The 16662-nt window shown below is 63.5% G+C and carries 17 protein-coding genes and 1 rRNA gene; 10 read left to right on the top strand and 8 right to left on the bottom strand.

Annotated elements, in window-relative coordinates; translation table 11 throughout:
• Positions 1–62: 62 nt before the first annotated feature.
• On the top strand, positions 63–1388 hold the full coding sequence (locus AC56LV_RS21320) for an amidohydrolase (protein WP_499560540.1): 1326 nt from the start codon (positions 63–65) through the stop codon (positions 1386–1388).
• Positions 1389–1424: 36 nt separating this feature from the next.
• Here AC56LV_RS21320 and AC56LV_RS21315 read toward each other — a convergent pair whose 3' ends face one another.
• Positions 1425–1811, bottom strand: coding sequence for a Fur family transcriptional regulator (locus AC56LV_RS21315; protein ID WP_258837384.1), 387 nt, complete (start codon positions 1809–1811; stop codon positions 1425–1427).
• A gap of 163 nt (positions 1812–1974) precedes the next feature.
• Between AC56LV_RS21315 and AC56LV_RS21310 the strand changes: the two genes are divergently transcribed.
• Together AC56LV_RS21310 and AC56LV_RS21305 are read left to right on the top strand one after the other, a co-directional pair.
• Positions 1975–4080 (top strand): TonB-dependent receptor domain-containing protein, encoded by a 2106-nt coding sequence (locus AC56LV_RS21310; RefSeq protein ID WP_499560538.1) that lies wholly within the window; start codon positions 1975–1977, stop codon positions 4078–4080.
• 154 nt (positions 4081–4234) lie between these two features.
• Positions 4235–4699: a MerC domain-containing protein gene (locus AC56LV_RS21305; protein WP_499560536.1), complete on the top strand. Its 465-nt coding sequence runs from the start codon at positions 4235–4237 to the stop codon at positions 4697–4699.
• Between the two features lie 152 nt (positions 4700–4851).
• On the opposite strand, the gene trpC is transcribed toward AC56LV_RS21305, so the two are convergent.
• From trpC to rpe, 6 genes are all read right to left on the bottom strand, one after another.
• Positions 4852–5652: an indole-3-glycerol phosphate synthase TrpC gene (gene trpC / locus AC56LV_RS21300; protein ID WP_499560534.1), complete on the bottom strand. Its 801-nt coding sequence runs from the start codon at positions 5650–5652 to the stop codon at positions 4852–4854.
• Positions 5653–5668: 16 nt separating this feature from the next.
• Positions 5669–6706, bottom strand: a complete 1038-nt coding sequence (trpD, locus tag AC56LV_RS21295; protein ID WP_482897248.1) for an anthranilate phosphoribosyltransferase — start codon at positions 6704–6706, stop codon at positions 5669–5671.
• 68 nt (positions 6707–6774) lie between these two features.
• Entirely contained in the window at positions 6775–7338 is a 564-nt protein-coding gene (locus AC56LV_RS21290; protein ID WP_183553782.1) for an anthranilate synthase component II, read from the bottom strand.
• A 1-nt stretch (position 7339) separates the two neighbouring features.
• Positions 7340–8836: an anthranilate synthase component I gene (gene trpE, locus AC56LV_RS21285; protein ID WP_499560532.1), complete on the bottom strand. Its 1497-nt coding sequence runs from the start codon at positions 8834–8836 to the stop codon at positions 7340–7342.
• 199 nt (positions 8837–9035) lie between these two features.
• Positions 9036–9743: a phosphoglycolate phosphatase gene (gene gph, locus AC56LV_RS21280; RefSeq protein WP_499560530.1), complete on the bottom strand. Its 708-nt coding sequence runs from the start codon at positions 9741–9743 to the stop codon at positions 9036–9038.
• Complete coding sequence (rpe, locus tag AC56LV_RS21275; RefSeq protein ID WP_183553776.1) at positions 9743–10414, bottom strand: ribulose-phosphate 3-epimerase; 672 nt, start codon at positions 10412–10414, stop codon at positions 9743–9745. Before rpe ends, gph begins: the two co-directional genes overlap by 1 nt.
• 192 nt (positions 10415–10606) lie before the next feature.
• Here rpe and apaG point away from each other — a divergent pair, with 192 nt between their 5' ends.
• Positions 10607–10981, top strand: coding sequence for a Co2+/Mg2+ efflux facilitator ApaG/CorD (gene apaG / locus AC56LV_RS21270; protein WP_183553774.1), 375 nt, complete (start codon positions 10607–10609; stop codon positions 10979–10981).
• A gap of 2 nt (positions 10982–10983) precedes the next feature.
• Here the strand turns inward: apaG and AC56LV_RS21265 are convergent, their stop codons facing one another.
• Positions 10984–11109: a hypothetical protein gene (locus tag AC56LV_RS21265; protein WP_258837389.1), complete on the bottom strand. Its 126-nt coding sequence runs from the start codon at positions 11107–11109 to the stop codon at positions 10984–10986.
• A 19-nt stretch (positions 11110–11128) separates the two neighbouring features.
• Here AC56LV_RS21265 and mltA point away from each other — a divergent pair, with 19 nt between their 5' ends.
• From mltA to AC56LV_RS21235, 6 genes are all read left to right on the top strand, one after another.
• Complete coding sequence (gene mltA, locus AC56LV_RS21260) at positions 11129–12334, top strand: murein transglycosylase A (RefSeq protein ID WP_499560528.1); 1206 nt, start codon at positions 11129–11131, stop codon at positions 12332–12334.
• A gap of 127 nt (positions 12335–12461) precedes the next feature.
• Positions 12462–12905: a hypothetical protein gene (locus tag AC56LV_RS21255; protein WP_499560527.1), complete on the top strand. Its 444-nt coding sequence runs from the start codon at positions 12462–12464 to the stop codon at positions 12903–12905.
• A gap of 1 nt (position 12906) precedes the next feature.
• Positions 12907–13719, top strand: coding sequence for a DUF2145 domain-containing protein (locus AC56LV_RS21250; RefSeq protein ID WP_499560525.1), 813 nt, complete (start codon positions 12907–12909; stop codon positions 13717–13719).
• Between the two features lie 103 nt (positions 13720–13822).
• Positions 13823–14599 (top strand): enoyl-CoA hydratase, encoded by a 777-nt coding sequence (locus AC56LV_RS21245; protein WP_499560523.1) that lies wholly within the window; start codon positions 13823–13825, stop codon positions 14597–14599.
• Positions 14600–14602: 3 nt separating this feature from the next.
• Complete coding sequence (locus AC56LV_RS21240) at positions 14603–16141, top strand: phospholipase D family protein (protein WP_499560521.1); 1539 nt, start codon at positions 14603–14605, stop codon at positions 16139–16141.
• 440 nt (positions 16142–16581) lie between these two features.
• A 16S ribosomal RNA gene (locus tag AC56LV_RS21235) occupies positions 16582–16662 on the top strand; the annotation flags it as partial.

The following is a 16662-nucleotide window of genomic DNA, read 5'->3' as shown; positions in this document are numbered from 1 at the left end:
CGCATCGGATCGCAGCGCAGCATGCTATCGTTGTGGCCTGTTCAACACGACCGCAAGAGCCCATGCCGATCCTGACCCGCATCGCCGCCGCAGCCTGTACGACGCTCCTGGCACTGTCCGCAACCTCCGCCCTGGCCCAACCGGCCGCGCCGCTCAAGAACGACGTCGTCACGCGCGTGGACGCCATGTATCCGTGGCTCGACACGATCTACAAGGACTTGCACGCGCATCCCGAGATCGCCTTCCAGGAAGTGCGTACCGCCGGCAAGCTGGCCGCCGAGATGCGCAAACTCGGCTTCACCGTCACCGAGAAGGTCGGCAAGACCGGCATCGTCGCGGTGCTCAAGAACGGCACTGGCCCCACGGTCCTGGTGCGCACCGACATGGATGGCTTGCCGATGGAAGAAAAAACCGGCTTGCCGTACGCCAGCCGCGCCCGCACCACCAGCGAAGGCCGCGACAGCTTCGTGACCCACAGCTGCGGCCACGACATCCACATGACCAGCTGGCTCGCCACCGCGCGCACGCTGGTCGAATTGAAAGGGCAGTGGAAGGGCACGCTCGTGTTCATCGGCCAGCCGGCCGAAGAAATCGTCTCCGGCGCCAAGGCGATGCTGGACGATGGCCTGTTCAAGCGCTTCCCGAAACCCGACTACGCGTTCGCGCTGCATTCGTGGCCGCTGGCGCATGGCACGATCGGCTACAACGACGGCCCGGTGTCGTCCAATTCCGACTCGCTCGAGATCACCTTCAAGGGCCGCGGCGGCCATGGTTCGGCGCCCGACAAGACCGTCGATCCGATCGCCATCGCGGCGCGCTTCGTCGTCGATGTGCAGACGGTCGTCAGCCGTGAAAAGGATCCAAAGGAATTCGGCGTCGTCACCATCGGTTCGATTCAGGGCGGCACCGTGGGCAACATCATCCCCGACAGCGTCCAGGTGCGCGGCACCATCCGCTCATACAGCCCGCAGGTACGGGCCAAGCTGCTCGAAGGCGTGCGCCGCGTGGCGGAAGGGTCGGCCGCGATGGCGGGCGCACCGAAGCCGGAGATGCAGATCGGCGGTGGCGGCCAGGCGATCGTCAACAGCACGGAACTGGTCAACAAGACCGAAGTGATATTCAAGGAAGCGTTCGGCGCCGACAAGGCCCATCGCATGCCGGCCATGACGGCCAGCGAAGACTTTTCGCTGTACGCGAACGAAGGCGTGCCATCGATGTTCTTCTTTACGGGCGTGTATGACCCGAAGGATGTCGCCGCGGCCGAACAGGCCGGCGGCAAGCCGATCGCCTTCAACCACTCGCCGTTCTACGCGCCGGTGCCGGAGCCGTCGATCAAGACGAGCGCCCAGGCAATGACGCTGGCGGTGCTGAACGTGCTGGGTAAATAAGAAGGATGACGCGGCCCTTCACGGGCCGCGCTGCTGTTACGGCGCGGCCTTGATGCAATCGGCGCAGCGGCCGTACAGCGTCAGTTCGTGGCGCTCGACGCTGAAGCCTTTCGGGGCCATGTGGTCGATGTCGCCCGGGCAGGCGTGCACGTCGAACACGCGCTGGCAGTTGGTGCACTGGAAGTGATGGTGATGGTGTTCGGCCACGCTGGTCGATTCGTAGCGGGCGCCGTCGCCCGGCAGCGTGACGACCTTCAGCGCGCCGTCGTCCACCAGCGACTTGAGGTTGCGGTAGATCGTGGCCATGCCGATCTGGCTGACGGCCTGGCTGGCTTCCGCCAGGATCTCCTGTGGCGACAATGGGCGGCGCGCATGCTCGATCGCGTGCAGGATGGCTGATTTTTGACGTGTATTGCGTTGCATAGCCGAAGAATACCTTAAAGCGCGACTCTTCGGCCAGAAGGGGGTTGAATCCTTATTGATAATGGCCTATCATCTCGACGTTAATGATAATGGCTTATCACTAGACGCGTTCGCGCCCGGTGACCTGCCGCCTGCCGTTCATCTCATCATCAAGGATTTCACCATGTCGCATTTCACCTGCAAGCGCACGCCACTGACCCTGGCGCTGATGCTGGCCTTCAGCGCGCCGCTGGCCGTCCACGCCCAGACGACTGGCCGCATGGCGGCCGATCCGGACAGCGTGCCAACCGTGGTGGTGTCGGCCAGCGCCCTGGGCGTGGTACACGACGACATGATCACGCCGGTGACCTCGCTCGGCGGCGCCGAACTGGTGCGCGCACGCGAATCGACGCTGGGCGAAACGCTGGCCCACCAGCCGGGCATCACGTCGAGCCACTTCGGCGCCGGCGCCAGCCGCCCGGTGATCCGTGGCATGGATGGCCCGCGCGTGAAAATCCTGTCGGATGGCGCCGAGATCCAGGATGCCTCGACCATCAGCCCCGATCACGCCGTTGCGTTCGAGCCCGTGCTGGCCGAACGCATCGAAGTGCTGCGCGGCCCGTCGGCGCTGGCCTATGGCGGCGGCGCGGTGGGTGGCGTCGTCAACATCATCGACCGCAAGATCCCGACGGCGATGCCGGAAAACGGCCTGGAAGGCAGCGCCGAAATCCGCGCCAATTCGGCGGCGCGCGAAAAGACCGGTGCATTCGAATTCACCACGGCGGCCGGCAGCAATGTCGCGCTGCACCTGGAAGGCGTCAAGCGCGATGCGGGCGACTACCGCGTCGGCAAGGACTGGGTCGATGGCCGCCGCGTGCTGGGCAGCTACAAGGAAGGCGAGACCGGCACGGTCGGCCTGTCGTGGATCGGCAAGAACGGCTACCTTGGCGCGGCCTTCACCAAAGAGCGCACCGAATACGGGATCCCGGGCCACAACCACGAATTCGAAGGCTGCCATCCGCATGGCGCCCAGCTGCACTGCGGCGGTCATGAAGAAGAAGAGGGTCACGACCACGAGGAAGAAGGTCATGACGACGACCATGAGCACGAACACGAGCACAGTGAAGTGCCGGTCGTGAAACTCGACAGCGAGCGCTGGGACGTGCGCGGCGAGTACCGCAATCCGGTGGCCGGCATCGAGCGTGTGCGCATGCGTGTCTCGTTCACCGAGTACGTCCACGATGAGCTGGAAGAGAACGTGGTCTCGACCTCGTTCCGCAACAAGGGCATCGATGCCCGCCTCGAGGCGGTGCACGCGCCGATCGCCGGTGTGCGCGGCGTGTTCGGCCTGCAGACCACGCGCCGCGATTTCTCGGCGCTGGGCGAAGAAGCGTACGTGCCTCCGACCCTCACCAAAAAGCATGCGGCGTTCCTCACCGAGGAATACAAGCTGCAGGACTGGCGCTTCGAGGCTGGCCTGCGCCACGAGTGGCAGGACATCGAGGTCGATGCACCAGGCCTGCTTGACACCGATGCGCGCGGCACGTCGGTGTCAGTTGGCGCGGTGTGGAAGCTCACGCCGGGCTATTCGCTGGGCACGTCGCTCTCGCGCAGCCATCGCCTGCCGACCGCCGAGGAACTGTATGCGGACGGCGCCCACCTGGCCACGGCCACCTACGAGATCGGCAATCAGGACCTGGACAAGGAAACCTCGAACAACGTCGACCTCACGCTGCGCAAGTTTGACGGCGACACGACGTTCTCGGTGAGCGCGTTCCGCAACAAGGTCGACAACTATATCTATGCGCGCACGCTGGACAGCCAGGACGGCTTCCAGCTGGTGCAGTACACGCAGCGCGACGCGCTGTTTACCGGCGTGGAAGGCGAACTTCGCCAGAAGCTGTCGTCCAGCCTGAGCGCAACGGTGTTCGGCGACTACGTGCGCGCCCGCTTCGATGGTGGCGACGGCAGCCGCAACCTGCCGCGCATCCCGGCCAGCCGCATCGGCGTGAAGTTCGATGGCGACTGGAACGGCTGGCACGGCATGGTCGAGCTGTACCGCGTCGGCAAGCAGGATAAGCTGGCCGAGTACGAGACCGAAACGGGCGGCTACAACATGCTCAATGTCGGCACCCATTACTCGACCCGCATCGGCGGCGTGCCGACGCAGTTCTATGCGCGCCTGAACAACCTGACCGACGAGCTGGCGTTCAGCCACACGTCGTTCATCAAGAATGCGGCGCCCCTTACCGGCCGCAATATCACGGCAGGGATTCGCGTGATGTTCTGACGCTGATTGCATAGCTCACAGCGGCGCACGGCAGAATCTGCCGCGCGCCGTTTGTCTTTTGGGCTCTGGTATCGCACGCACGATTCGTCATGCACGTTGAATCGCTAACGATAATGGGTTATCATTAGATTCTAATAATGATTGGAACAGGGCTATGAATCACCCAGGCAAGAACGCTCTGACCAAGACCGCACTGATCAAATTCGGCGATATCGCCGGCATGACGGCATCCGTCCTGTGCCTGCTGCATTGCCTGGCGATGCCGCTCGTGATCCTGGCGTTTCCGATGCTGGGGCTCGCGCACGCGCACGATACGTTCCACGACACGCTGATCGCAGCCATCACGCTGCCGGTGCTGCTGGCGCTGGTGCCCGGCTATCTGCGGCACCGCGACAAGACGACGCTGCTGATCGGCTGCGCCGGTCTGGCGCTGTTTCTGGCGGCCGTGTTTATTGTCAGCCCGTTGCTGGGCGAGCATGCCGAAGCGGCTGTCGCTGTCCTCAGCGGTTTCATGCTGCTCTACGCGCACCTGCGCAACCGCCGGTTCTGCAAGCGTTGCACGACGCGTACGCAGCATGATGGTAGTCACGCGGCGCCGGCGCCGTGTAATGTTCGCTGAGCGCTCATCGTTTAGTTGAACGCGTGGACGGGAGACCCGTCCACCCTACGCGAACAGTGTTCGAAGCGTGGGCGGCTGTGCCGCCCACGCGTTTGATTTAGCCTGATTCGTGGCGCACCAAGTTTCGTTGAACCCGTTCATCCTACAATTTTTTACGCGAACAGGCGCGCCAGTTCCTGACCCGGGTTTTCGGCACGCATGAATGCTTCGCCAACGAGGAAGGCGTGCACGTTTGCATCGCGCATGCGCTGCACGTCCTGTGGGCCGAGGATGCCCGATTCGGTAACCACCAGGCGCTCTGGCGGGATCGCCGACAGCAGGCCGAGCGTGGTGTCGAGCGTGACATCGAACGTGCGCAGGTTGCGGTTGTTGATGCCTACCAGCGGCGTGCGCAGTTGCAGGGCCGCGTCGAGTTCAGCGCCGTCGTGCACTTCGACCAGCACGTCCATCCCCAGCTCCAGCGCGCAGGCTTCCAGTTCGGCCATCAGGCCGTGGTCGAGCGCCGCCACGATCAGCAGGATCGCATCGGCCCCCATCGCGCGCGCTTCATAGACCTGGTACAGGTCGACCATGAAATCCTTGCGCAGGATCGGCAGCTCGCAGGCGGCGCGCGCCTGGCGCAGGTACTCGCTCGAACCTTGGAAGAAATTCACGTCTGTCAGCACCGACAGGCATGCCGCGCCATGTTCAGCGTAGCTTTGCGCAATGGCGGCCGGCTGGAAGTCGGCGCGCAGCACGCCCTTCGATGGCGAGGCTTTCTTGACTTCGGCGATCACGCCGGCCTGGCCTGCGGCGATCTTCGCGCGCAAGGCTTGCTCGAAGCCGCGCAGGCTGCGGCGCGCATCGCCATCGCTTTCCACCTCATTACGCAGGCTGTACAGATCGCGGTGCTTGCGCGCGGCGGCCACTTCGTCGGCCTTTACGGCCAGGATCTTGTCGAGGATGTCGGACATGCTGGTGCTTTCGGTATCAGTTGGCCGCGCCGAGCTGGCGCGTGACCTGGACGAACTGTTCGAGCTTGGCGACCGCCGCGCCCGAGGCGATGGCGGCGCGTGCCTGCTCCAGGCCCGCGCCGATCGAGTCGGCCACGCCGGCGGCATACAGCGCGGTGCCGGCATTGAGCGCGACGATGTCGTGGGCCGGACCGGGCTCGCCGCGCAAGGCTTCGAGCACGCGCGCCTTGGATTCTTCGGCGTTGGCCACCTTCAGGTTGCGGCTCGAGACCATTTGCAGGCCGAAGTCTTCCGGGTGGATTTCGTATTCGCGGATCTCGCCGTTGACCAGTTCACCGACAATGGTGCCGGCGCCCAGCGAGACTTCGTCCATATTGTCGCGGCCCCAGACCACGACCGCATGCTGGGCGCCCAGGCGCTGCAGAACGCGCACCTGGATGCCGACCAGGTCGGGGTGGAACACGCCCATCAGGATGTTCGGCGCGCCGGCCGGATTGGTCAGCGGGCCCAGGATGTTGAAGATGCTGCGCACGCCCAGCTCGCGCCGCACTGGCGCCACGTGCTTCATCGCGGCGTGGTGGTTCGGGGCGAACATGAAGCCGATCCCGGTCTGCGCGATCGATTGCGCGATCTGTTCGGGCGTCAGGTCGATATGGGCGCCGAACGCCTCGATCAGGTCGGCGCTGCCGGACGACGACGAGACGCTGCGCCCGCCATGCTTGGCCACGCGTGCGCCGGCGGCGGCGGCGACGAACATCGCTGCGCTCGAGATATTGAAGGTGTTGGCGCCGTCGCCGCCGGTGCCGACGATGTCGAGCAGGCCCGTGGTGTCGGCCATCGGCACCTTGGTCGAGAACTCGCGCATCACTTGCGCGGCGGCGGTGATTTCGCCGATGGTTTCTTTTTTCACGCGCAGGCCGACGGTCAGCGCCGCGACCATGGTCGGTGACATCGTGCCCGACATGATCTGGCGGAACAGCGACAGCATCTCGTCGTGGAAAATTTCGCGGTGTTCGATACAGCGCAGCAGCGCTTCTTGTGGGGTGATCGCCATGATGGGTCCAGTGTGCAAACGTGGTTTGGGCATGGCGCCGCCGGATGCGGCGCGCATGCATGGGCGCATCAGCGCGTCAGGAAGTTCTTCAGCAGCGCGTGGCCGTGCTCGGACAGGATCGACTCGGGGTGGAACTGCACGCCCTCGATGTCGAACGTCTTGTGGCGCACGCCCATGATCTCGCCGTCGTCGGTCCATGCGGTCACTTCGAGGCAGGCCGGCAGTGAAGCGCGCTCGATCGCCAGCGAGTGGTAGCGGATCACGGTGTAGGGGCTGGGCAGGTCCTGGAACACGCCTTCGCCGATGTGCGCGATGGTCGACGTCTTGCCGTGCATGACCTGCTTGGCGCGAATGACCTTGCCGCCGAACGCTTCGCCAATGGCCTGGTGGCCGAGGCACACGCCCAGGATCGGCAGCTTGCCGCCGAATTCGCGCAGCACGTCGAGCGAGATGCCGGCATCCTTCGGCGCCTTCGGGCCCGGCGAGATGCAGATGCGGTCGGGCTTCATGGCCGCGATCTCTTCGAGCGTGATTTCGTCGTTGCGCACGGTGCGCACGTCTTCACCCAGTTCGCCGAAGTACTGCACGATGTTGTAGGTGAACGAGTCGTAGTTGTCGATCATGAGCAGCATGTCAGAACTCTCCATCCAGGCCATCTTGCACTTGCTCGGCCGCGCGCAGCACGGCGCGCGCCTTGTGTTCGGTCTCTTGCCATTCCATCTCGGGGATCGAATCGGCAACGATGCCGGCGGCGGCCTGCACGTACAGGTTGCCGTCCTTGATCACGCCGGTACGGATCGCGATCGCCACGTCCATCTCGCCGCCGAAACTCAGGTAGCCGCAGGCGCCGCCGTAGATGCCGCGCTTGACTGGCTCGAGTTCATCGATCACTTCCATCGCCCGCACCTTCGGCGCGCCCGTCAGGGTGCCGGCCGGGAAGGTCGCGCGCAGCACGTCCAGGTTCGACATGCCGTCTTTCAGCTTGCCCTCGACGTTCGAGACGATGTGCTGCACGTGCGAGTATTTTTCGATGACCATGCGGTCGGTGACCTTGACGCTGCCGGTATCGGCGATACGGCCGATGTCGTTGCGCGCCAGGTCGATCAGCATCACGTGTTCGGCCACTTCCTTCGGATCGGCCAGCAGTTCGGCTGCCAGTGCGGCGTCGCGTTCCGGCGTCGCGCCGCGACCGCGCGTACCGGCGATCGGGCGCAGCGTGACCTTGCGGCCGCCCTCGGGCAGCGTCTCGTTGCGCACCAGGATCTCGGGCGACGAGCCGACGATCTGCATGTCGCCGAAGTTGTAGTAGTACATGTACGGCGACGGGTTCAGCGAGCGCAGCGAGCGATACAGCGACAGCGGCGAATCGACGTACGGCTTGCGGATGCGCTGGCCGATCTGCACCTGCATCAGGTCACCGGCCATCACGTATTCGTGGGCTTTGGCAACCGCCTTCAGGTAATCCTCTTTGCTGAAGTCGCGCACCGATTCGGTTCGCACCGAGGCCGACGTGACGGGCGCGTCGACGCTCCGGCGCAGCATCATGCGCAGGTCTTTCAGGCGCTGGCGCCCGCGCGAATACGCTTCGGGCTGGCCCGGGTCGGCGTACACGATCAGGTACAGCTTGCCCGACAGGTTGTCGATCACCGCCAGTTCTTCGGTCACCATCAGCTGGATGTCGGGCAGGCCCAGTTCATCGCGCGGGGTGGTTGAGGCCAGCTTGTGTTCGATGTGGCGTACCGTGTCGTAGCCGAAGTAGCCGGCCAGGCCGCCGCAAAAGCGTGGCAGGCCAGGGCGCAGCGCCACCTTGAAGCGGGCCTGGAATTGCTCGATGAAGTCGAGCGGATTGCCTTCGTGCGATTCGATGACTTCGCCGTTTTTCACGATCTCGGTCAGGTTGCCGGTCGTGCGCAGCAGCGTGTGGGCTGGCAGGCCGATGAACGAGTAGCGGCCAAAGCGTTCGCCGCCCACCACCGATTCGAGCAGGAAGGTGTTCTTGCCGGTGTTCTGCGATTGCGCCAGCTTGAGGTACAGCGTGAGCGGGGTTTCGAGGTCGGCGAAGGCTTCCGCGATCAGGGGGATGCGGTTGTAGCCCTGGTTTGCCAGGGACTTGAATTCGAGTTCGGTCATGTTTTCTCCAGACCGCCACGGGGGAAGAGGGCGGTGGTGTGCTTCAAAAAACCCGCCGGTGGCGTGCAGTCGCACGCACACCCGGCAGCAATCGGTACGGCTTAGTCAGCCCAGGATTGCCAGCGTCGCCAGACCCAGGCCTCAGGGGCGCCGGTTTGGTTGACAGTGAGTTTTTTGGTGAAAAACATGGTGAGAGAAGTTAGTTGGTTAGGCTGGCCGTTGCATTGTGCGCGCCGATGCGGCGTGCTGCATCCAGCAGCGAATCCACTATACCATCGGATTGAATTTCTTGTACAGGACGGCCGTGGTTGTAGCCGTACGGGACCGTGAGCACGAAACAGCCGGCGGCGCGGGCGCTTTCGGCGTCGTTCGACGAGTCGCCAATCGCCACCACCTGCGCTGGCGGAATATCCAGCGCCGCGCAGGCGCCCAGCATCGGCATGGCGTCCGGTTTCTTTTTGGCGAACGAGTCGCCGCCGAACACGTGCTCGAAATACGGCGCGAGGCCTTTCTGGGCCAGCAGCGGCAGTGCGAATGCAATTGGCTTGTTGGTCACGCAGACCAGGCGCAGGCCCAGCGCCTGCATCGCCGCCAGGCCGTCCAGCACACCGTCATACAGCGTGCTGCGGTCGCCATTGATGGCCAGGTAATGCCGCTGGTAGCCGGCCATCGCGTCGGCGTACGCCGCATCGACCCGCGCGGCATCCCAGTCGAGCAGCAGCGCGTCGCGCACCAGCTTTTCGGAACCCTTGCCGACCAGCGGCTTGATGATGGCCTGGCTGATCGGCGCCAGGCCGAGGTCATGGCGCATGCCGTTCAGTGCCGCCTCGAAATCGGGCACCGTGTCGAGCATGGTGCCATCGAGGTCGATGATGACGGCCCGGATACCTGCAGCGCCGGCCCGCATCAGCGCGCGACCGTGGCCAGTTCGGCGCGCATGGCGTCGATCACGGCTTTGTAATCGGGCTTGCCGAAGATGGCCGAGCCGGCCACGAACGTGTCGGCGCCGGCAGCTGCTGCGGCGGCGATGTTCTCGGCCTTGATGCCGCCGTCGACTTCGAGCAGGATGTCGCGGCCCGACTCGTCGATCAGGCGGCGCGCGATGGCGATTTTTTTCAGTGCTTCGGGGATGAACGACTGGCCGCCGAAGCCTGGATTGACCGACATGATCAGGATCATGTCGATCTTGTCCATCACGTGCTCGAGGTAGTGCATCGGCGTGCCCGGATTGAAGACCAGGCCGGCCTTGCAACCGTGATCGCGGATCAGCTGCAGCGTGCGGTCGATGTGCTCGGAGGCTTCCGGGTGGAAGGTGATGATGTTGGCACCGGCCTTGGCGAAATCGGGAATGATGCGGTCGACCGGCTTGACCATCAGGTGCACGTCGATCGGCACGTCCACGTGCGGGCGGATCGCCTGGCAGACTAGGGGGCCGATGGTCAGGTTTGGGACGTAATGGTTGTCCATCACGTCGAAGTGGATGATGTCGGCGCCGGCGGCAACGACATTGCGCACTTCTTCGCCGAGGCGGGCGAAATCGGCGGACAGGATGCTGGGAGCGATGCGGTAGGTGGTCATGGGGCGACGATGCGTGTTTTGATGGGAATCCGCTATTCTACGCCGGTCGCGCTGGCGCCTCCAGCGTTGGCGCCGCTGTGGCGCGTCGGCGCTTGGCGGCCACAGGCGGTATGATTGTTATTTGCGCCACATGGCGCGCCGGCCCCTGCGAATGGCGCAGCGGCCGGGTCCACGATCACGCAAGGAACCTCGATGCCCGCCTACGATTTCGCTGTCACCGTCAGAACGCAATACCTGGCGGAGCAGTCCGACCCGGACCGGAGCCAGTTCGTGTTCAGCTACACGATCACGATCAAGAACACCGGCAGTATTCCTGCCCAGCTCATTTCCCGTCATTGGGTGATTCTCGACGCCAATAACCAGATGCAGGAAGTCAAAGGGCTGGGCGTGGTTGGCCACCAGCCATTGCTGGCGCCTGGCGAGCAGTTCGAGTACACGAGCGGCACGCACTTGGGCACCGCGCAGGGCTCGATGCGCGGCGAATACTTCTGCGTGGCCGAAGATGGCCACCGCTTCGAGGCGACCATCCCCGAATTCGTGCTGTCGCCGCCGCGCTCCCTGCACTGATCCTACGGGGCGGGGGTGTCGTCGCCGTCGTCCCGGTCGCTGTCTTTGCGGCCGGCGAACATGGTCCACCAGACGATGAACACGAACAGGAACAGCGCGACGCCGGCTTCCACCATCAAGATCCACATATCGGTCCCCATGGTTCCCATGTATACAATACGCCGCAGTGTACCCGTCCTGATCGCGCTCGTCAGCCTGCTGAGCGCCTGTTCGACCGAACCGAAGCCGACGGCGCCATCCGCGCCGCCGCCGGTCACGATGCCGCCGCCGGTCGGGCCGGTGGTGGTGGCGCCCCCGCCGGTTCAGCCGCCAGCGCCGACAGTACCGCTTACGCCCACCACCTTTGCCGCGCTGCCGGGCTGGCAGCAGGACGACGTGCGTCAGGCCTGGCCGGCCTTCCTGCAATCGTGCAGCGTGCTGGCGTCGCGCCAGGCGCCGTGGAAGACGCCGTGCGCGGCGGCCGGCGCGGTTGACGCGAAGGACGCCGCAGCCGTGCGCCGCTTCTTCGAGACCTATTTCGTGCCGAATCAGGTCCGCAATCCGGATGGCGCCGATACCGGCCTCATCACCGGCTATTACGAAGCGATGCTGTATGGCGCGCGCAAGCGGGGCGGGGCGTTCCAGACGCCGCTGTACCGGGTGCCGGACGATTTGGTCACGGTCGACTTGGGCAGCATCTATCCCGATCTGCAAAACCGGCGCCTCCGGGGCCGGCTGTCCGGCAAGACCGTGATTCCGTACCAGAGCCGCGCCGACATCGACCGCGCGCCATTGAGCGGCAAGGAGTTGCTGTGGGTAAGCGATCCGGTGGATGCGTTCTTCCTTGAGGTACAGGGTTCGGGTCGCGTCAAGCTCGATTCCGGCGAAACGGTGCGCGTGGGGTATGCCGACCAGAATGGTCATCCTTATAAAGCGATCGGGCGCTGGTTCGTGGAGCAGGGGATCATGACGCCGGACCAGGTGTCGGCGCAGTCGATCCGGGCCTGGATTGCGGCCAATCCGTCGCGACGCCAGGAACTGTTGAATGTGAACCCGAGCTATATCTTCTTTACGGAGACCAAGGTGGCCGACCCGGGCGTCGGGCCGCGCGGCGCGCTCAATGTGCCTCTCACGCCGGGCCGCTCGATTGCCATCGACCGCACCATCCTGCCGCTGGGTGCGCCGGTGTGGCTGTCGACGACCATGCCGAAGGATGGCGCGCCCCTGCAGCGTCTGGTGATGGGGCAGGACGTGGGCGGCGCGATTCGCGGCGCGGTGCGGGCCGATTTCTTCTTCGGCTTCGGGGCGGAGGCAACGGAAAATGCCGGGCTGATGAAACAGAGCGGAACGATGTGGGTGTTGTTGCCGAAGTGAACCTGTCGTTGCATTAATAGGGGAATCGGGCTACTCTGACTTTTGATTCAATTTCCACGTTGCAATTTTTCGCTGTGGTTGATGCGCGGTGACGTGGTGGTGCTTTCATTTTTGACAGGTTTTACCCATGCGTCTGCATTCCTTCCTTGCCATTACCCTTGCCGCTGCCATCGCCGCGCCCAGCCAGGCCGCCGCGCCTGGTCCTTCCGATGCCGTGTTGTCGGTCGGCAGCATCGTGCTGCTGGTGCCGTTCAGTGTGGTTTATCTGAGCGCGAAGCAAGTGGCGGAAGGCTCGCAGGCCGCAATCGATGTCTCCAAACGCTGGAGCGTCGCGGCGGTCGGGCCCGAGGGCGACAAGACTGCGCTCGAACTACGCAGCGACGACCAGCAGTTGAAAATCGATATGGCGATCCAGACCCGGATCGCGCAGAACGAGGCACTCATGGCCGGCGATCGCATTGATATCGAAGCGATCGGCAAGGCGGGCTATGCCGTCAAGAAAGGCAAGGCGACGATTGCCCTGCTGGCCGAACCAGGCACCGGCATGGCCCACTCGCGCCCGCGCAGCTAGGATGCGCCGCGCCGTTGCTGCGGCCGCACTGGCGTTGGCGGTGCCGGTGGCGCTGGCCGGCACGCCTTGCGAGGAGGAGGTCGCTTCGCCAGAACTGGTGGTGCGCAGCATGCAGATGGCCGATCTCACACGCACGGCGCTCGAAGGCATCGGCGACGACGTCGTGCTGATCGCGCGCGTGGGGCAGGATCTGTCGGCCTACCGGCTGACCTATTCGCACGCGGCGTTCGCCGTGCGCACGCATCCGGCCGGCGCCTGGTCGGTGGTGCACAAGCTCAATGCGTGCGGTACGACGACATCGGCGCTGTACGACGAAGGGCTGATCAATTTCTTCTCTGACGCGCCAGTGCGTTACCAGGCCGGGCTATGGCGCCTGGCGCCCGCCGTGCAAGCCCGGCTCAAGAATGCACTGCTTGGCACGAAGGCGCGCGACTACCACGAGCCCCACTACAGCCTGGCTGCCTATCCGTTCAGCACGCGCTACCAGAATTCGAACGGCTGGATCCTGGAAATGCTGGCCTACGCCATCGCACCCGAGGGTGCCACGACGACCCGCGCCACGGCGCAGGCCTGGCTGGCGTCGAACGGCTACCAGCCAACCGAGTTGGCGCTGGGCACGATGACGCGCCTGGGCGCGCGGATCTCGAAGGCGAATATTGCGTTTGACGACCATCCGTCCAGCTTGCGCTGGAAGGGAAGGATCCAGACCGTGTCAGTGGAGTCGATCGTGACCTGGCTGCGGACATTGCCCAATGGTTGCCAGGCCATGGGCTGCCCGGAATTGCCGGTCGTGCTGCCGCCTGCAGGGCCGTGATGGGCGACGTCGCATGCATGCCGGTCGATCGGGCCGCTGTAGTTGACGTACACGGAAAGCGCTACAATCGCGACGATACTATCCAACCAGATGAGGGTGTCCCATGGAATATGCTGACCTGTTGATCGAGAACCACGGCAAGGTCGCCGTGGTACGGCTGAACCGTCCGAAGGCGATGAATGCGCTCAATGACAATATGATGAACGAGCTGGGCCATGCGCTGCGTGCGTTCGACCAGGATCCGGCGATCAACGTCATCGTGTTGACGGGTAGCGAGAAAGCCTTCGCTGCCGGCGCCGACATTGCTGCCATGGCGCAATACGATTACCAGGAAACCTACGGTAATAACTATATTGGCCGTAACTGGGAACACATCCTCGATATCCGCAAGCCGGTCATCGGCGTGGTCTCGGGCTATTGCCTGGGTGGCGGTTGTGAGCTGGCGATGATGTGCGACTTTTTGATCGCCGCCGACAGCGCAAAGTTCGGACAGCCCGAGATCAAGGTCGGCGTGACGCCGGGCGCCGGTGGCACCCAGCGCTTGCCGCGCGCGATTTCCAAGTCGAAAGCGATGGACATGCTGCTCACCACGCGCATGATCGACGCCGCCGAGGCAGAGCGTACCGGGCTGGTCTCGCGCGTGTATCCGGCGGCCGATGTGATGGACGAGGCGATCAAGATCGCCCAGGGCATTGCCGACATGCCCGTATCGGTTGCCATGCAGATCAAGGATTGCGTCAACCAGGCCTACGAGATGACGCTGAGCCAGGGCGTGGCCTACGAACGCCGCTACTTCCATGCCGGTTTCGGCACCCCTGCGCAGAAAGAAGGCATGTCGGCATTCCTTGAAAAGCGCAAACCTGACTTCGAAGGACATTGAACCATGAAGAAGCGCGCCAAATTATGGCTGCTGGTGCCAGCGGCGCTGCTTGCAGGCGCATTGACGCTGTCAAGTTGCTCAACGCTGCCGCCGCTCGAGGGGCGCGTTGCCAGCACGGCCCTGACCGATACGGACAATACCCGGCTCGGCCAGGCGCTGTTGCCACTGACCACGGCGCATCCCGGCCTGGTCGGCATTCACAGCCTGCCCGACGGGCGCGATGCGTTCGCCGCGCGCGCCGTGCTGGCGCAGGCGGCCGATCGCAGCCTGGACGTTCAGTACTATATCTGGCGCAATGACACGACCGGCATGCTGATGTTCAACGCCTTGCGCAAGGCGGCCGACCGTGGCGTGCGGGTGCGTCTGCTGCTGGACGATAACAACACGGGTGGCCTCGACGCGATATTGGCCCAGCTCGACGCCCATCCGCAGATCGAAGTGCGGCTGTTCAATCCGAACGGTATCCGCTCGATGCGCCCGCTGGGCATGGTCGCCGACTTCTGGCGCATGAACCGGCGCATGCACAATAAATCGTTCACCGCCGATAACAAGGTCACGATCATCGGCGGACGGAATGTGGGCGACGAGTATTTCGGCGCGGCCGGCGATATCTCGTTCGCTGACCTCGACGTGATCGCTACCGGTCCGGTAGTAAAGGAAGTCTCCACAGATTTCGACCTGTACTGGAATTGTCCGTCGGCGTATCCGCTGGCGCTGATGGTGAAGGATGCGAAGGCGCCGCCGCCTGCCACGGTCGATGCCGAGACCAAAGAATATCTGGATGCGATCGGACAATCGGCATTCCTGAACAAAGTCATGAGCGGGACGCTGCCGCTGGAATGGGCGCATGCGCGCTTCTTGAGCGACGATCCGGCCAAGGTGCTGAACCAGTCGTCGCCGGATGAGAATATTGCGGCCAGACTGGCGGTGTTGTTTGGCCAGCCCGAACGCAATCTGGACCTGGTCTCGCCGTATTTCGTGCCGGGCAAGGATGGGGCGGCCGCAATGATCGAGATGGCCAAGAAGGGCGCAAAAATCCGGGTACTTACCAATTCGCTCGAGGCAACCGACGTTTCTGCCGTCCATGCGGGCTATGCCAAGTGGCGCAAACCGCTGCTAGAGGCCGGCGTGGCGTTGTATGAATTGCGGCGTGCATCGACCGACGAGCCATCGCGCCAAAAGAAGCGCAGTGGCGCCGGCTTTGGCAGTTCGGATGCGAGCCTGCATGCCAAGACGTTTGGTGTGGACGGTAACCGCATCTTCGTCGGCTCGTTCAACTTCGACCAGCGCTCGATTCACCTGAATACCGAAATGGGGATGGTGATCGACAGCGTCGAGCTGGCCCATCGGCTGAGTACGACGCTGGACGAGACCTTGCCGATGCGCGCCTATGAAGTGCTGCTGGATGAGAAGGGGAATATCTATTGGCTCGAGGGCCGTGACGGCAAGATCGTCCGGCATGACGTCGAGCCGGGAACGACGTGGTGGAAGCGGGCTGTCGTACGTGGTTTGGGCTGGCTGCCGATCGACTGGCTTTTGTAGGACAAAATCTTTTCCTTGTAGTCCCTTGCGGACTGCACGACAGGTTTGGTATAGTTCGCCTCCGCTTCGGCACTGACCGAAAATGTTAACGTAATCAAGTGGTTACGAGAGCAAGGTCTACAGAGAAATCTGAGACGAAGCGAAAAGAAGGGGTTGACGAGATTGTAGGATTGCAGCATAATCTCTCTTCTCTGCTGCAGCGAACAAAACGATTCGCACCATGCGGCAAGGCAGTACCAGATAAAGTTCTTTAAAAATTAACAGTCGATAAGTGTGGGCGTTTGATGAAGGTGCCAAGAACTTCGGTTCTTGATTACTTAAATTATCAAATGTTCACAAAAAAGAAATACGTTGTCTCAGCAATGAGATAACGGTCAGTATTTTGAGTGAGCGACCCCTGCCGCAAGGTAGGGTGGCAGAAATGCCAACAAACAGAGATTGAACTGAAGAGTTTGATCCTGGCTCAGATTGAACGCTGGCGGCATGCTTTACACATGCAAGTCGAACGGCAGCGCGGGGCA

It is taken from the genome of Telluria sp. RB2R28 (assembly GCF_059685835.1).
This window is presented reverse-complemented; position numbering and strand designations above follow the sequence as displayed.